General features: G+C 72.3%; 13 protein-coding genes. 9 read left to right on the forward strand and 4 right to left on the reverse strand.

The annotated features are described in order from the left end of the window. Positions 1 to 350: 350 nt before the first annotated feature. The gene (locus tag ACFWPS_RS47750; protein WP_383718911.1) at positions 351 to 1,328 is read right to left on the reverse strand and encodes a class I SAM-dependent methyltransferase; all 978 of its coding nucleotides are present in this window, start codon (positions 1,326 to 1,328) and stop codon (positions 351 to 353) included. Positions 1,329 to 1,478: 150 nt separating this feature from the next. On the opposite strand from ACFWPS_RS47750, the gene cobT reads away from it, so the two are divergent. The 3 genes from cobT (at position 1,479) to ACFWPS_RS47765 (ending at position 5,267) form a co-directional block, all read left to right on the forward strand. Continuing rightward, positions 1,479 to 2,558: a nicotinate-nucleotide--dimethylbenzimidazole phosphoribosyltransferase gene (gene cobT, locus ACFWPS_RS47755; RefSeq protein WP_383718914.1), complete on the forward strand. Its 1,080-nt coding sequence runs from the start codon at positions 1,479 to 1,481 to the stop codon at positions 2,556 to 2,558. 158 nt (positions 2,559 to 2,716) lie between these two features. Then, the gene (locus ACFWPS_RS47760; RefSeq protein WP_383718917.1) at positions 2,717 to 4,519 is read left to right on the forward strand and encodes a phosphatidylglycerol lysyltransferase domain-containing protein; all 1,803 of its coding nucleotides are present in this window, start codon (positions 2,717 to 2,719) and stop codon (positions 4,517 to 4,519) included. 10 nt (positions 4,520 to 4,529) lie between these two features. Continuing rightward, positions 4,530 to 5,267 (forward strand): hypothetical protein, encoded by a 738-nt coding sequence (locus ACFWPS_RS47765; protein WP_383718918.1) that lies wholly within the window; start codon positions 4,530 to 4,532, stop codon positions 5,265 to 5,267. Here the strand turns inward: ACFWPS_RS47765 and ACFWPS_RS47770 are convergent. Then, entirely contained in the window at positions 5,192 to 5,971 is a 780-nt protein-coding gene (locus ACFWPS_RS47770; protein WP_383718920.1) for a hypothetical protein, read from the reverse strand. The two genes, ACFWPS_RS47765 and ACFWPS_RS47770, sit on opposite strands and share 76 nt — an antisense overlap. A gap of 97 nt (positions 5,972 to 6,068) precedes the next feature. Between ACFWPS_RS47770 and ACFWPS_RS47775 the strand changes: the two genes are divergently transcribed. Next, positions 6,069 to 6,863, forward strand: a complete 795-nt coding sequence (locus ACFWPS_RS47775; RefSeq protein ID WP_383718923.1) for an adenosylcobinamide-GDP ribazoletransferase — start codon at positions 6,069 to 6,071, stop codon at positions 6,861 to 6,863. Between the two features lie 9 nt (positions 6,864 to 6,872). Here ACFWPS_RS47775 and ACFWPS_RS47780 read toward each other — a convergent pair whose 3' ends face one another. Beyond that, positions 6,873 to 7,691 (reverse strand): endo alpha-1,4 polygalactosaminidase, encoded by an 819-nt coding sequence (locus ACFWPS_RS47780; protein WP_383718926.1) that lies wholly within the window; start codon positions 7,689 to 7,691, stop codon positions 6,873 to 6,875. 393 nt (positions 7,692 to 8,084) lie between these two features. On the opposite strand from ACFWPS_RS47780, the gene ACFWPS_RS47785 reads away from it, so the two are divergent. From ACFWPS_RS47785 to sucB, 3 genes are all read left to right on the forward strand, one after another. Beyond that, positions 8,085 to 9,623, forward strand: a complete 1,539-nt coding sequence (locus tag ACFWPS_RS47785; RefSeq protein WP_383718928.1) for a leucyl aminopeptidase — start codon at positions 8,085 to 8,087, stop codon at positions 9,621 to 9,623. Between the two features lie 311 nt (positions 9,624 to 9,934). Next, on the forward strand, positions 9,935 to 11,323 hold the full coding sequence (gene lpdA, locus ACFWPS_RS47790; RefSeq protein WP_350790338.1) for a dihydrolipoyl dehydrogenase: 1,389 nt from the start codon (positions 9,935 to 9,937) through the stop codon (positions 11,321 to 11,323). A gap of 60 nt (positions 11,324 to 11,383) precedes the next feature. Next, complete coding sequence (gene sucB / locus ACFWPS_RS47795; RefSeq protein WP_383718931.1) at positions 11,384 to 13,168, forward strand: 2-oxoglutarate dehydrogenase, E2 component, dihydrolipoamide succinyltransferase; 1,785 nt, start codon at positions 11,384 to 11,386, stop codon at positions 13,166 to 13,168. A gap of 71 nt (positions 13,169 to 13,239) precedes the next feature. On the opposite strand, the gene ACFWPS_RS47800 is transcribed toward sucB, so the two are convergent. Continuing rightward, positions 13,240 to 13,446 carry a hypothetical protein gene (locus ACFWPS_RS47800; RefSeq protein WP_383718934.1) on the reverse strand — a complete coding sequence of 69 codons (207 nt, stop codon included), beginning with the start codon at positions 13,444 to 13,446 and terminating at the stop codon, positions 13,240 to 13,242. A gap of 254 nt (positions 13,447 to 13,700) precedes the next feature. Here ACFWPS_RS47800 and ACFWPS_RS47805 point away from each other — a divergent pair, with 254 nt between their 5' ends. Continuing rightward, positions 13,701 to 14,324, forward strand: coding sequence for a GntR family transcriptional regulator (locus ACFWPS_RS47805; protein ID WP_383718936.1), 624 nt, complete (start codon positions 13,701 to 13,703; stop codon positions 14,322 to 14,324). Positions 14,325 to 14,884: 560 nt separating this feature from the next. Continuing rightward, a complete protein-coding gene (aceE, locus tag ACFWPS_RS47810; protein WP_383718939.1) occupies positions 14,885 to 17,596 on the forward strand; it encodes a pyruvate dehydrogenase (acetyl-transferring), homodimeric type in 2,712 nt (903 codons plus the stop codon). Positions 17,597 to 17,733: the final 137 nt, after the last annotated feature.

Consider the following 17,733-nt stretch of genomic DNA (forward strand, 5'->3'; position numbering starts at 1 on the left):
GCGCTTTCTGTCTCTTCTGTGGCGTCTTCAGGGGGCGTTGTGGGGCTGTTGCTGGCACGTGGTGCGGGTGGGGGCGGGGCCGGGGGGGGGGCTGTGGTTGTGGGGGGCGGGGGGACGCCTACCGGCGCTTGCAGGGTGCCTCCCCCAGCCTTCGGCCGGGGGGACCCCCAGCACCCACCCGTGCCGCCTGGGGGCACCTCCCAGGCCCTTAAGGCACTGGGGGAGGCACGCCTGCCCGCAGCTGGGTAGCTGTGAAGCGCCCCGTAAGGGGCGCGGGGCTGTATTTGATTTGCGGCTGCCGCCGCGTGGGCGCGACCAGCCCCCACCGGCCCGCGGCCGGGCAACGACCGTCACCGCCCCTTTCTCGCGATGATCCGGTACGTGTTCGAGAAGGGCGTCCGGCGCAGCAGCGGGGCCAGGGCGTGGTCGGCCGCCCTCGCCACGGCGATCAGCGGCGCCGCCCCGCGCAGCCACCGCTTCGGCAGGACCCGGCCCAGTGCCAGGCCCACCGCCGCCGAGATGTCGTACGGCAGGTGGGGCGATTTCAGGTCGGTTCCCAGGATCTCGCAGCCCTGCGACTCCAGCTCCGCCCGGAGGTTGTCCAGCGGCATGAGGTGCAGGTGGCGGGGCTGGCCGTAGGGGATCCACCACCTGCCGAGGAGCCTGGCGAAGGCGCTGCGCGGGTTCGGGACGTCGATGAGGAGGTGGCCGCCGGGACGCAGTGCCGTGAGGGCGGCGCGGAGTTCGGCGCGCGGGTCGGGGGTGTGTTCCAGGTGGTGGAACATGCTGACGACGTCGTAGCGGGCGCGCAGGCGGGCCAGGACCTCCGGGGCGGCCAGGTAGCCGCAGTGGGCCTCTTCGACGCGGCCCTCGGCCTGGGCCCGCGCCACGCGGAGGGTCGGGTCCAGGCCGTCGAAGGACGTGTAGGTGAAGAACTCCTTCGCCGCGCGCGGGAAGTGGGCGTGGCCCGTGCCGACGTCCAGCCAGCTCTCCGGCTCCGGCAGCGCCAGCATCACGCGGGCCGCGGCGCGGTGCCGGCGGCGGCCGGCGCGGGTGGTGTGGAGGCGGTCGGTGTAGTCCTCCAGACGGCCCTCGTAGAAGTCCCGGTGGTAGAGGGCGAGGCCCTCCGGGGACAGCCGGGGGTTCTGGAAGACGTGGGCGCAGTCCCGGCACTCGTCGACGGTGAACGTGCCGGGCCGGTGGTGCAGGAGGTCGGTCGTACGCAGGCGGGCGCGCAGGCGCCTGGAGCCGCACCAGGGGCAGTCCTCGCGGCGCGGTTCGTGGAACCGGTCGGGGCCCGGGGCGAGTTCGGGCGTGGGCGGCGGCATGGGCGGCTCCCTGTACTCCCTGTACTCCCTGAACGCAATCCACTGCAAACCGGAACGTATGGGATACCGATCTTGCGTGCCAAGACGCCGTGCGGGTGTGGTGGCGATCTGGCACCGAACCGTTCGTTCCGTGCCGGTACTGTTCGGCGAATGAGCTCGCTTAATCTCGACGACTTCACCGATCTGATCGAGCGTCCCGACGGCGGTGTGCGCCGTGACGCCGAGGCGCGCCGGGAGCGGCTGATCGTGCCGCCCGGGTCGCTGGGCCGCCTCGACGACCTGGGTGAGTGGCTGGCCGCCGCACAGGGTTCGGTACCGGTACGACCGGTCGAACGGCCGCGGGTCCTGCTCTTCGCCGGTGACCACGGCGTCGCCGAACTCGGCGTCTCCGCACGGCCCGCGGGCAGCGCGGAGCTGCTGGTGCGGGCGATCCTGGAGGGGGCCAGCCCGGTGGCGGTGCTCGCCCGGCGGCTCGGAGTGCCGGTGCGGATCATCGACATGGCACTGGACTGCGACCCGGCCGTGCTGCCCGAGGAGGTCGTACGGCACCGGGTACGGCGGGGCAGCGGCCGTATCGACATCGAGGACGCGCTGAGCCTGGAGGAGGCCGAGGCGGCCTTCCGGGCGGGCGTCGCGCTGGCCGACGAGGAGGCCGACTCGGGGACCGACCTGGTGGTGCTCGGCGATGTGAGCGTCGGCGGCACCACGGCGGCCTCGGTGCTGGTCGCGGCGCTGTGCGGGACGGACGCGTCCGTGGTGACCGGCCGGGGCGGGCTCGCCATCGACGACCTCGCGTGGATGCGGAAGTGTGCGGCGATCCGCGATGCGCTGCGGCGGGCTCGGCCGGTGCTCGGGGACCAGTTGCAGTTGCTGGCGACGGTCGGCGGGGCCGATCTCGCGGCGATGACCGGGTTCCTGCTGCAGGCGGCGGTGCGGAAGCTGCCGGTGGTGCTGGACGGGGTGGTGGTGGCCGCGTGTGCGCTGGTCGCGCAGCGGATCGCGTTCCGGGCGCCGGACTGGTGGCTGGCCGGGCACAACAGCGGGGAGCCGGGGCAGGCGAAGGCGCTGGACCGGATGGCCCTGGAGCCGCTGCTGGAGCAGGGCGTGACGGTGGGCGAGGGGGCGGGGGCACTGCTGGCACTGCCGCTGGTCCAGGCCGCTGCGGCCCTGGCGGCGGAGCTGCCGGAGAAGCCGGAGAAGCCGGAATCCGAGGAGAAGCCGGAGGAGTAGCAGGGCCACGGGCCACGGCCGGGACGGCACCGCCGAGATACGCCGTCCCGGCCGATCGCCGTTGCGGCGGCCAGGGACCGGCAGAAGCACGAAGCCGACAGCCAAGAGGGGTGCGTGTGGCGGGGTTTAGTGTAGGGGCGCCCATATGATCGCTCTCCATGGGAGATGTCCGAATTGCCGGGGAGCGGTGTGAGGGACGTGGGTCGGGACGGCGGGGTGCCGGGATTTCCGGGCGGGCCGCCGCCTTTGCCGTGTGGTACTTGCGGGCCGTCGCCTTCGTCAATTTCCTCAGCGCGGTGTGGCTTTCGCTGGGGCAGGACGTGCGGCGGCACAACCAGGAGAACTTCTTCACGCCGTACCTGCTGACGGCCGGCTTCGCCTCCGGTGTGTTCACCGCGTTCCTCGCGATCACGATGCGGCGGCGGAAGCGGGCCGCGTGGATCCTCAACCTGGTGCTGAGCGGGCTCTTCCTCGCGCTGTTCGCGTTCGCCATGGCCTTTCCGGAGATCCGGCGGTACGCGCAGAACTGGATCTCGATCGTGCTGACCGCCGTGTTCGTGGGGGCGCTGCTCGTCGGGCGGCGGGAGTTCTACGCGAAGGGCGACCGGTCCAACCCCCGCCTCGCCGCCACCGTCGCCGTGGGCGGCGGGCTCGTCGCCTCGCTGCTCGCCGCCCTCCTGGTCACCGTCACCAACCAGGCCCCGCACGCGGGGCGTTCGACGTTCCCGGAGCGCTGGCACTACGGCACCCTTCGCCTGGTGTCGGTCGCCGCCGACCCCACCCGGTTCCCGTACATCGCGCCGCCCAACTGGGTGAACGTCGTCGTCAACGTGCTCAGCACGCTGCTCGTGCTGGCCGTCTTCTACGCCGCCTTCCGTTCCCGCCGCGCCGTCGACCCGATCACCGAGGACGACGAGAAGCAGCTGCGGGCGCTGCTGGAACGGCACGGCGAGCGGGACTCGCTCGGGTACTTCGCGCTCAGGCGGGAGAAGAGCGTGGTGTGGTCGCCGACCGGGAAGGCGGCGGTGGCCTATCGGGTGGTGGGCGGGGTGAGCCTCGCCTCCGGGGATCCGATCGGGGATCCGGAGGCGTGGCCGGGGGCCATCGTGCCGTGGCTCGGCGAGGCGCGGGCGCACGGGTGGATCCCCGCAGTGATGGGGGCGGGCGAAGAAGCCGGGACCGTGTACGCGCGGCACGGCCTTGACGCGCTGGAGCTCGGTGACGAGGCGATCGTCGAGGTCGCCGAGTTCACGCTGGAGGGACGGGCGATGCGGACCGTCCGGCAGGCGCACAACAGGGTCGGGCGGGCGGGGTACGCGGTGCGGATCCGCCGCCACGAGGACATCCCGGCGGACGAGATGTCGTATCTGATCCGGCGCGCCGACGACTGGCGGGACGGGGCCACCGAGCGCGGGTTCAGCATGGCGCTGGGGCGGCTCGGGGACTCCCGGGACGGACAGTGCGTGATGCTGGAGTGCACGGACGGGGAGGGGGAGCTGCGGGCCCTGCTCTCCTTCGTGCCGTGGGGGCCGGGCGGGCTCTCCCTCGATCTGATGCGGCGGGACCGGGACTCCGACAACGGCCTGATGGAGTTCATGGTCATCGAACTGCTGCGGCGTGCCGGAGAGATCCGGATCACGCAGGTTTCGCTCAACTTCGCGATGTTCCGTTCGGTCTTCGAACGTGGTGCACGTCTCGGCGCCGGGCCGGTGCTGCGGCTGTGGAGATCCTTGCTGAGCTTCTTCTCCCGGTGGTGGCAGATCGAGTCCCTGTACCGGGCCAACGCCAAGTACCGGCCCATCTGGGAACCCCGGTTCCTGCTCTTCGAGAAGAGCGCGGACCTGCCGCGCATCGGCCTGGCGTCGGCGCGCGCGGAGGGGTTCGTGGGGGCCGCGGCGCCGGGGCTGCCGAAGTGGCTGCACCGGCGGCACCTGGACACGGAACGGGACACGCAAGGATGAGGACCACCGGATGAAGCCGCTCGCCCGCTGGGCCCGCGCCGAATGGGGGCTGTTGTACGCCACCGTGCGCGGCCCGCTGGCGAAGCGCCGGCTGCGGGCGGTGCCCATGACGGCCGGGGCGGTGTGCCTGACCGCGCTGCTGCAGTTCGCGCAGAACCAGTCGTGGGGCTACCGCTTCGTACAGGAGGCCGGGGCGGTGCGCGCCGCGGACCCGCTGTGGGCGGCGCTGCTGCGCACCCCCCTGTCGCTGTTCGTGCCGGCGCTGGACCTTCCGGTGTGGGGCGCGCTGGCCCAGATCCTGGTGGTGTTCGGCATCGCCGAGGTGTGCCTTGGCTGGTGGCGGACCCTGTCCGTCGCGTACGTGGCGACCCTCGCCGGCACGCTGTACGCCCGGCTCGGCATCGCGCTGGGGCCGCACGGTCCGCCCGGACTGCCGGCCTCCGACGCCCGGGTCGTGGACACCGGGCCGTCGGCCGCCGTCGTCGGGCTCGCGGTCTACCTGGGCTGGCGGTACGGCGCCTATGTCACCGCCGGTGCGGTGGCCACCGCGATGGCGGTCGAGGTGGCGCTGAAGGACAACCTCGCCGGCAAGGAACACCTGGCGGCCATCGCGGGCGTGGCGGCGCTGTGCGCGGCGGTGCCGGTGGGGATGCGGCTGTGGCGCCGGCGGCGTCAACGGCGGCCGGGGCCGGGGCCGGGGAGCCGTACCGGTTCGGGGCGGTCGGGTCTGCCGCCGATCCAGTCCTGAAGGGTCCGGGTGAGCCGGGACCAGCGGCGGTCGTGGTGATAGGCGCGCAGTCCGGCCCTGGCCCGGGCGCGCGGCCGGTTGCCGTAGAAGCGGCGGGCCCAGGCCGAGCCGGGGCGGGCCAGCCGGGCCGCGCCGACGAGGCCGACCAGCGGGACGATCACCCCGAAGATCGCGGTGCGGGCCTTGCCCTTGCTCAAGGCGACGAGGGAGAAGGCGAAGTTGGCCACGACGTTCGCGATGACGGCCCCCCGGTCCTGGAGTTCGTCCGCCGAGAGGTCGTTGACGCCGAACGGCGAGAACCCGGCGAGCAGCAGCCCCACCAGAGCGGCCGTGATGACGACGACCTCGACGCTCTTGCGGCCCTCCTCGGTCCAGTAGACGTCGCCGAGGTGCAGGATCAGCGCGAACTCGTCGAGGACGAGCCCGGCGCCGATCCCGAAGACGATCGCGGCGAGGGCCGCGCCGAGGCCGTTACGGGAACCGGCGACCGCGCCGAAGCCGCCGATGACGACGAGGACGACCCCGGGGACCACGTGGTGGATGTGCAGCCCGCCCGCCTTCACGTTGCCGAACGGGCCCTTTCCGGCGCGGATCAGGCGGGTGATGACCCGTGTGATCACAAAGGTCAGGACGAAGGCGGTCAGGGCCAGCAGCAGCGGGAGCTTGCCCGGCTCGACGATGTTCCGCTCCAGCCAATGTCCCATGTGCGCACTTTATCCCTGGCCGTCGGTCCGGCCGTCGGTCCGGCCGGGAGCCCGACCGGGGACGCGGCCCTTCCTGACCACCGGGTAACCTGCGCCGATGGCTGCGACCTCTGCGACTCCCTGGCCGGACGGCCTCCGCTTCGCCTTCGGCACGCTCACCGTGTTCCCCGTGAAGGTCACCCGCTGGGACCGCGAGGCGGCCCGTGGCGGCATGCTGTCCGCGCCGCTGGCCGGCCTCGCGGTCGGTGTCTGCGCGGGGGCGGTCGGTGCGCTGCTGGTGGCGCTCGGGGCGAGTGCGCTGGTGGCCGCGGTCGCCGCCGTCGCCGTACCGGCCGTGCTCACCCGGGGGCTGCACCTGGACGGCCTCGCCGACACCGCCGACGGCCTGGGCAGCGGCAAGCCCGCCGAGGACGCCCTGCGGATCATGAAGCAGTCGGACATCGGGCCGTTCGGGGTGATCACGCTCGTCTTCGTCCTGCTCGGACAGGTGGCCGCGCTGGCCCAGGCGTACGGCGACGGGTGGGCGCGGGGCGCCCTGGCGGCGGTCGTCGCGGCGACGGTGGCCCGGCTGGCGCTGACGCTGGCCGCGGTGGAGGGGGTGCCCGCCGCCCGGCCGGAGGGGCTGGGGGCGGCGGTGGCCGGGGTGGTGCCCAAACTGGGGGCGACCGCGGTCACGTTCGCGGTGATGCTGCTGGCGGCGGGCGCCGGGGCGCTGGTCGGGCCGGGGGACAGCCTGCGGGCGCTGCTCGCGGTGGTGGTGGCCGAGGCCGCGACGGACGGGCTGCTACGGCACTGCAGGCGGCGGTTGGGCGGGGTGACGGGAGATGTGTTCGGGGCGCTCGCGGAGACGGCGGCCACTGTGGCGCTCGTGGTGTTCTCGCTGGGCCACTGAAGGAGCACCTCAGCAGGCCTTCCGCCACACCCCCAGCTCGTACTTCTTCTCCAGTGAGCTCAGTCGCAGGCGGCGTGACTGTGCGCAGAACCTGCTCGTCGGCAGTTCGTACTCCACGTGGAAGACCGCCTTGTCCGCCTCGACGAACGGCTTCAGGTCGTCGCACTCGCCGTACTGGGCGCACTGCTCGTTCACGGCGAAGTCGAAGTCCCCCACCAACTGCGGGATCTGGTCCAGGTCGTTCTTCAGGCCCACCGACATGCCCCGGTCGTGGGCGAGCCGGGCGACGAGCCTGTTGTAGCGGAGCTGGTCGGCCGCGACGAGGGGGAAGCCCGTGCGGTTCTTGTAGCCGTCCATGTTGTCGGGCTCCACCGCGTCGAACCCCTTCTTCCTGCACATGTCGAAGCGGGCCGCCATCAGCGGCTCCAGCACGTCCGTACGGCGGATGTCCAGCCAGCGCTCGCCCTCCCAGCCGTTGCCGCGGCCGAGCACCGACGCCGGGAACCTCTTCGCGTCGGGGCGCCAGTCCTCGTAGGCACCGGTGGAGATGTAGCAGATGACCCTGCGGCCCTTGTCGTGCAGCGTGGCGACCGTGGCCCTGGACTGGTCGAAGCCGTCGATGTCGTAGACGGACGCCTTGACGGAGGTGTCGACACGGCCGCTCAGCTGCCACTGCCAGCTGATGCCCGGCCTCGGTTGCCAGCGTCCGTCGTCGTCCGGGCCCCGGGTGCAGCCGGCGAGCAGGGCGAGGAGGGCGAGGAGGGCGAGCAGCGGGACGGTGCGGAGGTTCACCGGGCGGGCTCCAGGGTCTGCGGCAAGGTACCCCATGGATGATCTCCCGTCCCGGGCACGGCGCAGTACACCGGGGCCCCGTACGCGGGCGAGCAGCGGGGAACCGTGCGAACGGACGCCGGCTGCGGGTCCGTTGTGGCTGCTCGCGCCCACGCGGCGGAGCCGCACATGGATACAGCCCCGCGCCCCTGAAAGGGCGTTCCGCCTCCCGGCGCGATGGAAAGTGGCCACGACGCCACCCCCAGGTGAACACCCGCAGGAATGAGCGAACGCATACACACGCGTAGGCTCGTCCCGGGTGTTCGCCGACGGGGTGAAGGCCCCGGTGGTAAAGCGCCCCGAGGCCATTCCTCGGGGTCGCTTCCCGGGCCCGGTCGACCCACCCGCTCGGCCACTGCAACTCAACATCGGAAGCGAGATTCCACCACCGTGACTGCTCTCACTCTCAGCACCTCAGCGGCGCCCGGCCTCCGGGCCGACGCGATCGTGATCGGTGTCGCCAAGGGCGCCAAGGGCCCGGTCGTCGCCCCGGGCGCCGAAGCCGTGGACACGGCCTACGACGGCAGGCTCGCCGCCGTCCTGGAGACCCTCGGTGCCTCGGGTGCCGAGGGCGAACTGACGAAGCTGCCCGCCCCGGCCGGCTTCAAGGCCCCGCTGGTCATCGCGGTGGGCCTGGGCGCCGAGCCCGGCCGGGACGCGGACTACGAGGCCGAGGCGCTGCGCCGGGCGGCCGGTGTCGCCGCCCGCGCGCTGGCCGGGGCCAGGAAGGCGGCCTTCGCGCTGCCGGTCGAGGACGCGGCCGGCGTGGGCGCGATCGGCGAGGGTGTGCTGCTCGGCGCCTACTCCTTCGACACGTACAAGGACAACGGCACCGGCACCGGCAAGAGCGCGAAGGCGAAGAACGGCCGGGCGCCGCTCGCCGAGGGCGTGCTGCTCGGCGGCAAGCCGCGGGACGCGGCCCACAAGGCGGCCCTGGCCCGCGCCACGGCCGTCTCCGAGGAGCTCAACCGGGCCCGCGACCTGGTCAACACCCCGCCGAACGACCTCACGCCGGCCGCGTTCGCCGCGATCGCCCAGGGCGCGGCCAAGGAGCACGGCCTGAAGATCCAGGTCCTCGACGACAAGGCGCTCGCCAAGGACGGGTACGGCGGCATCCTCGGCGTCGGCGGCGGCTCGGCCGCGACCCCGCGGCTGGTGAAGCTGTCGTACACGCACGCCGACGCGGACAAGCACCTCGCCTTCGTCGGCAAGGGCATCACCTACGACTCGGGCGGTATCTCGCTCAAGCCGGCCGGCCACAACGAGACGATGAAGTGCGACATGAGCGGCGCGGCGGCGGTGTTCGCGGCCGTCGTCACGGCGGCGCGGCTCGGCCTGCCGGTCAATGTGACCGGGTGGCTGGCGCTGGCCGAGAACATGCCGTCCGGCACCGCCGTGCGCCCGGGTGACGTGCTGCGCATGTACAGCGGCAAGACCGTCGAGGTGCTCAACACGGACGCGGAGGGCCGGCTGGTGCTCGCCGACGCGCTGTGGGCGGCGTCGGCGGAGCAGCCGGACGCGATCGTGGACGTGGCGACGCTGACCGGCGCGATGATGCTGGCGCTGGGCAGCCGGACGTTCGGGATCATGGCCAACGACGACGCGTTCCGCTCCGCGGTGCACGAGGCCGCGGAGGAGGTGGGCGAGCCGGCGTGGCCGATGCCGCTGCCGGAGCACCTGCGCAAGGGGATGGACTCCCCCACCGCCGACATCGCGAACATGGGTGAGCGGATGGGCGGCGGGCTGGTCGCCGGGCTCTTCCTGCGCGAGTTCGTGGGTGAGGGGATCACCTGGGCGCACCTGGACATCGCGGGGCCGGCCTTCAACGAGGGGGGCGCCTTCGGCTACACGCCGAAGGGGGGCACGGGGTCGGCGGTGCGGACGCTGGTGCGGCTGGCGGAGCTGACGGCCGAGGGCGACCTGGGCTGACGTCGGGTTTTGTGGACGGGACCTCGCGCGCGGGTAGGGCGGGGTCCCGTCGCCTATTGATTCGGGGCTTTCGGTTGTGTGGCGACTGCGGGTGATTCGTGGCTTGTCGCGCAGTTCCCCGCGCCCCTTGCGGGGCGCTGCGTGTGGTGTCTCACACCCCGGCCCCGCGTCTCGTTCACCTCCGACAAGTGCGAAGATGGGGCTCGGCAGGACAGGGCCCCACCCACAGGGCCGAAGAAGAGCGGCCGGACACCAGCCGCCGCCCGGTCACTGGAGACCGGCGTACGGCGCACATGCATGGAGGACGTGACGTGGCGAACGACGCCAGCACCGTTTTCGACCTAGTGATCCTCGGCGGTGGTAGTGGCGGTTACGCCGCGGCCCTGCGCGGGGCGCAGCTGGGCCTGGACGTCGCCCTGATCGAGAAGGACAAGGTCGGCGGTACCTGCCTGCACCGGGGTTGCATCCCCACCAAGGCCCTGCTGCACGCGGGCGAGATCGCCGACCAGGCCCGCGAGAGCGAGCAGTTCGGTGTCAAGGCCACCTTCGAGGGCATCGACGTCCCCGCCGTCCACAAGTACAAGGACGGCGTCATCGCCGGTCTGTACAAGGGTCTGCAGGGTCTCATCGCGTCGCGGAAGGTGACGTACATCGAGGGCACGGGGCGGCTGTCCTCCCCGACCTCCGTGGACGTGAACGGCCAGCGCATCCAGGGCCGCCACGTGCTCCTCGCGACCGGCTCCGTGCCGAAGTCGCTGCCGGGCCTGGAGATCGACGGCAACCGGATCATCTCCTCCGACCACGCCCTCGTCCTGGACCGCGTGCCGAAGTCCGCGATCATCCTCGGCGGCGGTGTCATCGGCGTCGAGTTCGCCTCCGCCTGGAAGTCCTTCGGTGCCGACGTCACCGTCATCGAGGGCCTCAAGCACCTCGTCCCGGTCGAGGACGAGAACTCCTCCAAGCTTCTTGAGCGCGCGTTCCGCAAGCGCGGCATCAAGTTCAACCTGGGCACCTTCTTCTCGAAGGCCGAGTACACCGCCGACGGCGTCAAGGTCACCCTCGCCGACGGCAAGGAGTTCGAGGCCGAGGTCCTGCTGGTCGCGGTGGGCCGCGGGCCCGTCTCCGCCGGTCTCGGCTACGAGGAGCAGGGTGTCGCCATGGACCGCGGCTACGTCCTGGTCGACGAGTACATGCGGACCAACGTCCCGACCATCTCCGCCGTCGGTGACCTGGTCCCGACCCTCCAGCTCGCGCACGTCGGCTTCGCCGAGGGCATCCTGGTGGCGGAGCGCCTGGCGGGTCTGAAGACCGTCCCGATCGACTACGACGGTGTCCCCCGGGTGACGTACTGCCACCCCGAGGTCGCCTCCGTGGGTATCACCGAGGCCAAGGCCAAGGAGATCTACGGCGCGGACAAGGTCGTCGCTCTCAAGTACAACCTGGCGGGCAACGGCAAGAGCAAGATCCTGAACACCGCGGGCGAGATCAAGCTCGTCCAGGTGAAGGACGGTGCCGTGGTCGGCGTCCACATGGTCGGCGACCGCATGGGCGAGCAGGTCGGCGAGGCCCAGCTGATCTACAACTGGGAGGCGCTGCCCGCCGAGGTCGCCCAGCTCATCCACGCCCACCCGACGCAGAACGAGGCGATGGGCGAGGCCCACCTGGCCCTGGCCGGCAAGCCCCTGCACTCGCACGACTGACCCTCGGTCGACGCAAGCGACGACTCAGACTTCCGCAATTCGTAAGGAGCAACCGAAACCATGGCGGTTTCCGTAACCCTTCCGGCGCTCGGCGAGAGCGTCACCGAGGGCACCGTCACCCGCTGGCTGAAGGCCGAGGGTGAACGCGTCGAGGCCGACGAGCCGCTGCTCGAGGTCTCGACCGACAAGGTCGACACCGAGATCCCGGCCCCGGCCTCGGGCATCCTGGCCTCGATCAAGGTCGCCGAGGACGAGACGGTCGAGGTCGGCGCCGAGCTGGCCATCATCGACGACGGCACCGGCGCCCCGGCCGCCGCTCCGGCCCCGGCCGCCGAGCCCGTCACCGCCCCGGCTCCGGCCGCGCCGGCCCCCGCGCCGGTCGCCGAGGCCCCTGCGGCCCCCGCCCCGGCCCCCGCTGCCGCCGCCCCGGCCGCCCCGGCCGGTGGCGCGTCCGGCACGGACGTGGTCCTGCCCGCGCTCGGTGAGTCCGTCACCGAGGGCACCGTCACCCGCTGGCTGAAGTCGGTCGGCGACTCCGTCGAGGCCGACGAGCCGCTGCTCGAGGTCTCGACCGACAAGGTCGACACCGAGATCCCGGCGCCCACCTCGGGCGTGCTGCTTGAGATCACCGTCGGCGAGGACGAGACCGCCGAGGTCGGCGCCAAGCTCGCCGTCATCGGCGCCCCGGGTGCCGCTCCGGCGGCCGCCGCTGCCCCGGCCGCCCCGGCCCCGGCGCCCGTCGCCGCTGCCCCGGCTCCGGCCCCCGCGCCCGCCCCGGTCGCTCCGGCGCCCGCCCCGGTCGCCGCCGCTCCGGCTCCGTCCCCGGCCGCCCCGGCTCCGGCCCCCGCGCCGGTGGCCGCCGCCCCCGTCACCCCGGCTCCGTCCCCGGCCGCTCCGGTCGACGAGGGTGCCTACGTCACCCCGCTGGTCCGCAAGCTCGCCGCCGAGAACGGCGTCGACCTGGGCTCCGTCAAGGGCACCGGCGTCGGCGGCCGGATCCGCAAGCAGGACGTGCTCGCCGCCGCCGAGGCCGCGAAGGCCGCCGCCGCTGCCCCGGCCCCCGTGGCCGCCGCCGCTCCGGCCGCCGCCGCTGCCAAGAAGGCCCCCGCGCTGGAGGTCTCCCCCCTCCGCGGCCAGACCGTCAAGATGCCCCGCATCCGCAAGGTCATCGGCGACAACATGGTCAAGGCGCTGCACGAGCAGGCCCAGCTGTCCTCGGTCGTCGAGGTCGACGTGACCCGCCTGATGCGCCTGCGCGCCCAGGCCAAGGACTCCTTCGCCGCGCGCGAGGGCGTCAAGCTCTCCCCGATGCCGTTCTTCGTCAAGGCGGCGGCCCAGGCGCTGAAGGCCCACCCGGCCATCAACGCCCGGATCAACGTGGAAGAGGGCACGATCACCTACTTCGACACCGAGAGCGTCGGTATCGCGGTGGACTCCGAGAAGGGCCTGATGACCCCGGTCATCAAGCACGCGGGCGACCTCAACATCGCCGGTATCGCCAAGGCCACCGCCGAGCTCGCGGGCAAGGTCCGGGCGAACAAGATCACCCCGGACGAGCTGTCCGGCGCGACCTTCACCATCTCCAACACCGGCTCGCGCGGCGCGCTGTTCGACACGATCATCGTGCCGCCGAACCAGGTCGCGATCCTCGGCATCGGTGCCACGGTCAAGCGTCCGGCCGTCATCGAGACGGAGGAGGGCACGGTCATCGGCGTCCGCGACATGACGTACCTGACGCTGTCCTACGACCACCGCCTGGTGGACGGCGCCGACGCGGCCCGCTACCTGACGGCCGTCAAGGCGATCCTGGAGGCGGGCGAGTTCGAGGTCGAGCTCGGTCTGTAAGCCTCTCGCGGTCCTGTACGGTGCCCTGTCCGGAGTTCCTCCGGGCGGGGCACCGTCGTCTCACCCGGGGGTCAGGTTCCGCGTCCGGTGCCGGTGGCCAGGGGCCGGGCGCCTATGAGGGCCGTCCGGTCGGCCGAGGCGGACATGGTCTTCGCCTTCCCGGCCCTGCCTCCGCCGTACCGGCCCGATCCGGTCGGCCCGCAGGCCGTGACCCCCAGGAACACGGCGACCGCTGCCGCGGTGACCGCCGCCCAGCCGGTCCTTCCCCCGACGTTCATGACGCCCCCCGTGCTGCGGAGGGGCCCCTGCCGGAACCCCTCTGCAGACCGCGACAGCGGACGGCCCGCGGGGGTTCTGCCGACGACACGGCGGTGACGACTCCGCGGCCGGTCCGGTACGGGGCTTTACGGATCCCGTCGGCCCGGTAAGCGTGTAAGTCTCGTCTCACCTGCGCGAAAGCGCCCCCGCGCGCCTCTCCCGAAAGGCGGTCCGGCCTTATTGTCTAAACGTCAAACGCCCTTAAGGAGCTCCCATGACCGCGCCCGTCGTCCACTCGCTGCGCGAACAGATCCGCGAGCACATCGTGGAGGGAATCGTCAGCGGGCGCTGGAAGCCGGGCGAGCGGATCGTGGAGCGCCGGATCGCGACGGAGCTGGAGGTCAGCCAGACGCCGGTCAGGGAGGCGCTGCGCGAGCTGGAGTCCCTCCGGCTCATCGAGTCGGCGCCGAACAAGGGCGTGCGGGTGCGGAACCTGACGGCGGCCGACCTGGAGGAGAGCTACCCGGTGCGGGCCGGCCTGGAGGCGATCGCGGCGGAGCTGGCGGCGGGGAAGCTGGCCGAGGACTGCTCGGCCCTCGAGCCGCATGTGGCGGCGCTCTACGACGCCGACCGGAACGCCGACGGCACGGCCCAGGTCCGGCACACGGTCGGCTTCCACCGCGAGCTGGTCCGGGCGGCCGGGAACTCGGTGCTGCTGCACACCTGGGAGGGCCTGGGCATCGAGGTCTTCACCGCGCTGTCCATCCGCTGGCTGGGCACGGTCCAGCAGTCGTACGCGGAGGAGCACGAGGAGCTGGTGGCGGCCTTCAAGCGCCGCGACCCGAGGATCGCGGAAATCGTGAAGTCCCACGTCCTGGGCTGCGCGCCGAGGCCGTGATCCTTCGAGGTTGCGGTAGGCCCGGCACCGCCGACAAGCGCCGTCCCGGCTGATCACCGCCGCGGCGGTGAAGAAGAAGGGCTAGCAGAACAGCGCCCCTTCAGGGGCGCGGGGCTGTATCTGAGTGTGCGGCTCCGCCGCGTGGGCGCGACCAGCCACGACGGCGCGGCACCAGGCCGACGACCACCACCCCCGACGGCGAACGGCAACGCCCGGCTCGGCGCCGCCGAAAACCGCCGTCCCGACTGATCGCCGTCGCGGCGGAAGACATGCCCGTACCCCCCTCCCCACACAAGAGCGCGCCCCCGCTCAAACACCGCCTCACCTGCGTAAACGTCGACTGGATCACGTCACCCGGTGCCACAGCCGAAGGCACGCCGTGCCGACTTTCTCGGAATCGAGAGGTTTTGCCCTTCAACCCTTTGATCGATCATCGATCAGGGAGTTAGAGTCACCGACGGGCTCGCACCCGGGCCCTCTGCCCTGTCCTGCCAAAGACCAAGGGCACCCCCGAACCCTTACCGATGAGGGAACCCCCTTCGACTGAGGAAGGCGGCGACATGACCGACCCCCAGGCCATCCAGCCGAGCGCGCTCGACCAGCTCCCGGACCGGGACCCGGAGGAGACCGCCGAATGGCAGGCCTCTCTGGACGCCGTGGCCAGGGAGGCCGGGCCGCACCGCGCCGCATACCTGATGCGCCGCACGCTGGAGCGCGCCGAGGCGGACGGCGTCGCGCTGCCGAAGCTGCTGGAGACGGACTACCTCAACACCATCCCCACCGCCGCCGAGACGGCCGTCCCCGGCGACGAGGAGATGGAGCGGAAGATCACCGCGTGGAACCGCTGGAACGCGGCCGCGATGGTCACCAGGGGCAGCAAATACGGCGTCGGCGGCCACATCGCCACCTTCGCCTCCGCCGCCTGGCTCTACGAGACCGGCTTCAACCACTTCTTCAGGGGCAAGGACGCCCAGGACTCGCCCGGCAGCGGCGACCAGCTCTACATCCAGGGCCACGCCTCCCCCGGCATCTACGCCCGCGCCTTCCTCGACGGCCGCCTGACCGAGGCACACCTCGACCACTTCCGCCAGGAGGCCGGCGGCAACGGCCTCCCGTCGTACCCGCACCCGCGCCGCCTCCCCTGGCTGTGGGAGTTCCCGACGGTGAGCATGGGCCTCGGCCCGCTCTCGGCCATCTACCAGGCCCGCTTCAACCGCTACCTCACCAACCGCGGCATCAAGGACGTCTCCGCGTCCCACGTCTGGGCCTTCCTCGGCGACGGCGAGATGGACGAGCCGGAGTCGACCGCGGCCCTCGCGCTCGCCGCCCGTGAGGAACTGGACAACCTCACCTTCGTCATCAACTGCAACCTGCAGCGCCTCGACGGCCCGGTCCGCGCCAACTTCAAGATCGTGCAGGAACTGGAGGCCCAGTTCCGCGGCGCCGGCTGGAACGTCGTCAAGACGCTGTGGGGCACGGCGTGGGACGAGCTGTTCGCGCTCGACACGACCGGGGCGCTCGTACGCCGGCTGCGGCAGGTACCGGACGCGCAGGTGCAGACGTACCAGACCCGCGACGCCGCCTACATCCGCCAGGACTTCTTCGGCGCCGACCCCGCGCTCGCCGAGATGGCGAAGCTGATCGGCGACGACAAGATCCTGGAGTGCTTCCACCTCTCGCGCGGCGGCCACGAGGCCCGCAAGGTGTACGCCGCGTACAAGGCGGCCGTCGAGCACAAGGGCGCGCCGACCGTCATCCTCGCCCAGACCGTCAAGGGCCACACCCTCGGCGACGGCTTCGCGTCGAAGAACGCCAACCACCAGATGAAGAAGCTGTCGGTGGACGAGTTCAAGGCGATGCGCGACCTGCTGGAGCTGCCGATCCCGGACAGCGCCTTCGTCGACGGTGTGGTGCCCTACGGTCACCCCGGTGCCGACTCCCCCGAGGTCCGGTACCTCCAGGAGCGCCGCGCCGCCCTCGGCGGCCCGGCCCCGGCCCGCCGCACGCACGCCCTGGCCCCGCTGCCCGCCCCCGCCGACAAGGCGTTCGCCTCCTTCGACAAGGGCTCCGGCTCCCAGAACGTGGCGACGACCATGGCCTTCGTCCGTCTGATCAAGGACCTGGTCCGCGACAAGGAGACCGGGAAGCGCTGGGTGCCGATCGTCCCGGACGAGGCGCGCACCTTCGGCATGGAGTCGCTGTTCCCCTCGCTCGGGATCTACTCCCCCAAGGGCCAGACGTACGAGCCGGTCGACCGTGACCAGCTGATGTACTACAAGGAGGCCAAGAACGGCCAGATCCTCAACGAGGGGATCACCGAGGCCGGTTCGATGGCCGACTTCATCGCCGCGTCCACCGCGTACGCGACGCACGGCGAGGCGATGATCCCCTTCTACATCTTCTACTCGATGTTCGGCTGGCAGCGGACCGCCGACCAGATGTGGCAGCTCGGCGACCAGCTCGGCCGCGGCTTCCTCGTCGGCGCGACCGCCGGCCGTACCACCCTGACCGGCGAGGGCCTCCAGCACGCCGACGGCCACTCCCCGGTGATCGCCGCGACCAACCCGGCCGCGCTGACGTACGACCCCGCCTTCGCCTACGAGATCGCGACCATCGTCAAGGACGGTCTGCGCCGTATGTACGGCGAGTCGGCGCCGGGCGAGGACCCGAACGTCTTCTACTACCTGACCGTCTACAACGAGCCGCTCCCGCAGCCCGCCAAGCCGGCCGGGCTCGGCATCGACGAGGGCATCGTCAAGGGCCTCTACCGCTTCAACACGGCGGAGTCGGCCGGGCTGACCGTGGTGGCGAACGCCCCGCGCATCCAGCTGCTCGGCTCCGGTACGGCGATCCACTGGGCGCTCAAGGCGCAGCGGCTGCTCGCCGAGGAGTGGGGCGTGGCCGCCGACGTCTGGTCCGCGACCTCCTGGTCCGAGCTGCGCCGGGACGCCATGGAGGCGGACGCGGCCCTGCTGCGCGGCGAGGAGCGGGTGCCGTACGTCCGCCAGGTGCTGCACAGCGCGGAGGGTCCGGTCCTCGCGGTCTCCGACTACATGCGCCAGGTCCCCGACCAGATCGCGCAGTGGGTCGAGCAGGACTGGTCCTCGCTGGGCGCGGACGGCTTCGGTCTCTCCGACACCCGTGACGCGGCCCGCCGCCACTTCGGCGTCGACGCCGAGTCGGTCGTCGTGGCGGCCCTGGCCCAGCTGGCCAGGCGCGGCGAGGTCAAGGCGACCGCGGTGAAGGAAGCACGGGAGCGCTACGGGCTCTGAGCGACCTGGGTGACCCAGGTGACCTGGGTGACCTGGGTGACCGCCGACGGCGCGGTCCGGCAGCGACTGCCGGACCGCGGCGTGGTGTCTGGCCCGCGCGGGCGGGGCGCCCCCGGAAACCGCGGGGCAGGCGCGGG

Origin of the sequence: Streptomyces sp. NPDC058457, assembly GCF_042720695.1 — a bacterium.
In the GTDB taxonomy this organism is placed as follows: domain Bacteria; phylum Actinomycetota; class Actinomycetes; order Streptomycetales; family Streptomycetaceae; genus Streptomyces.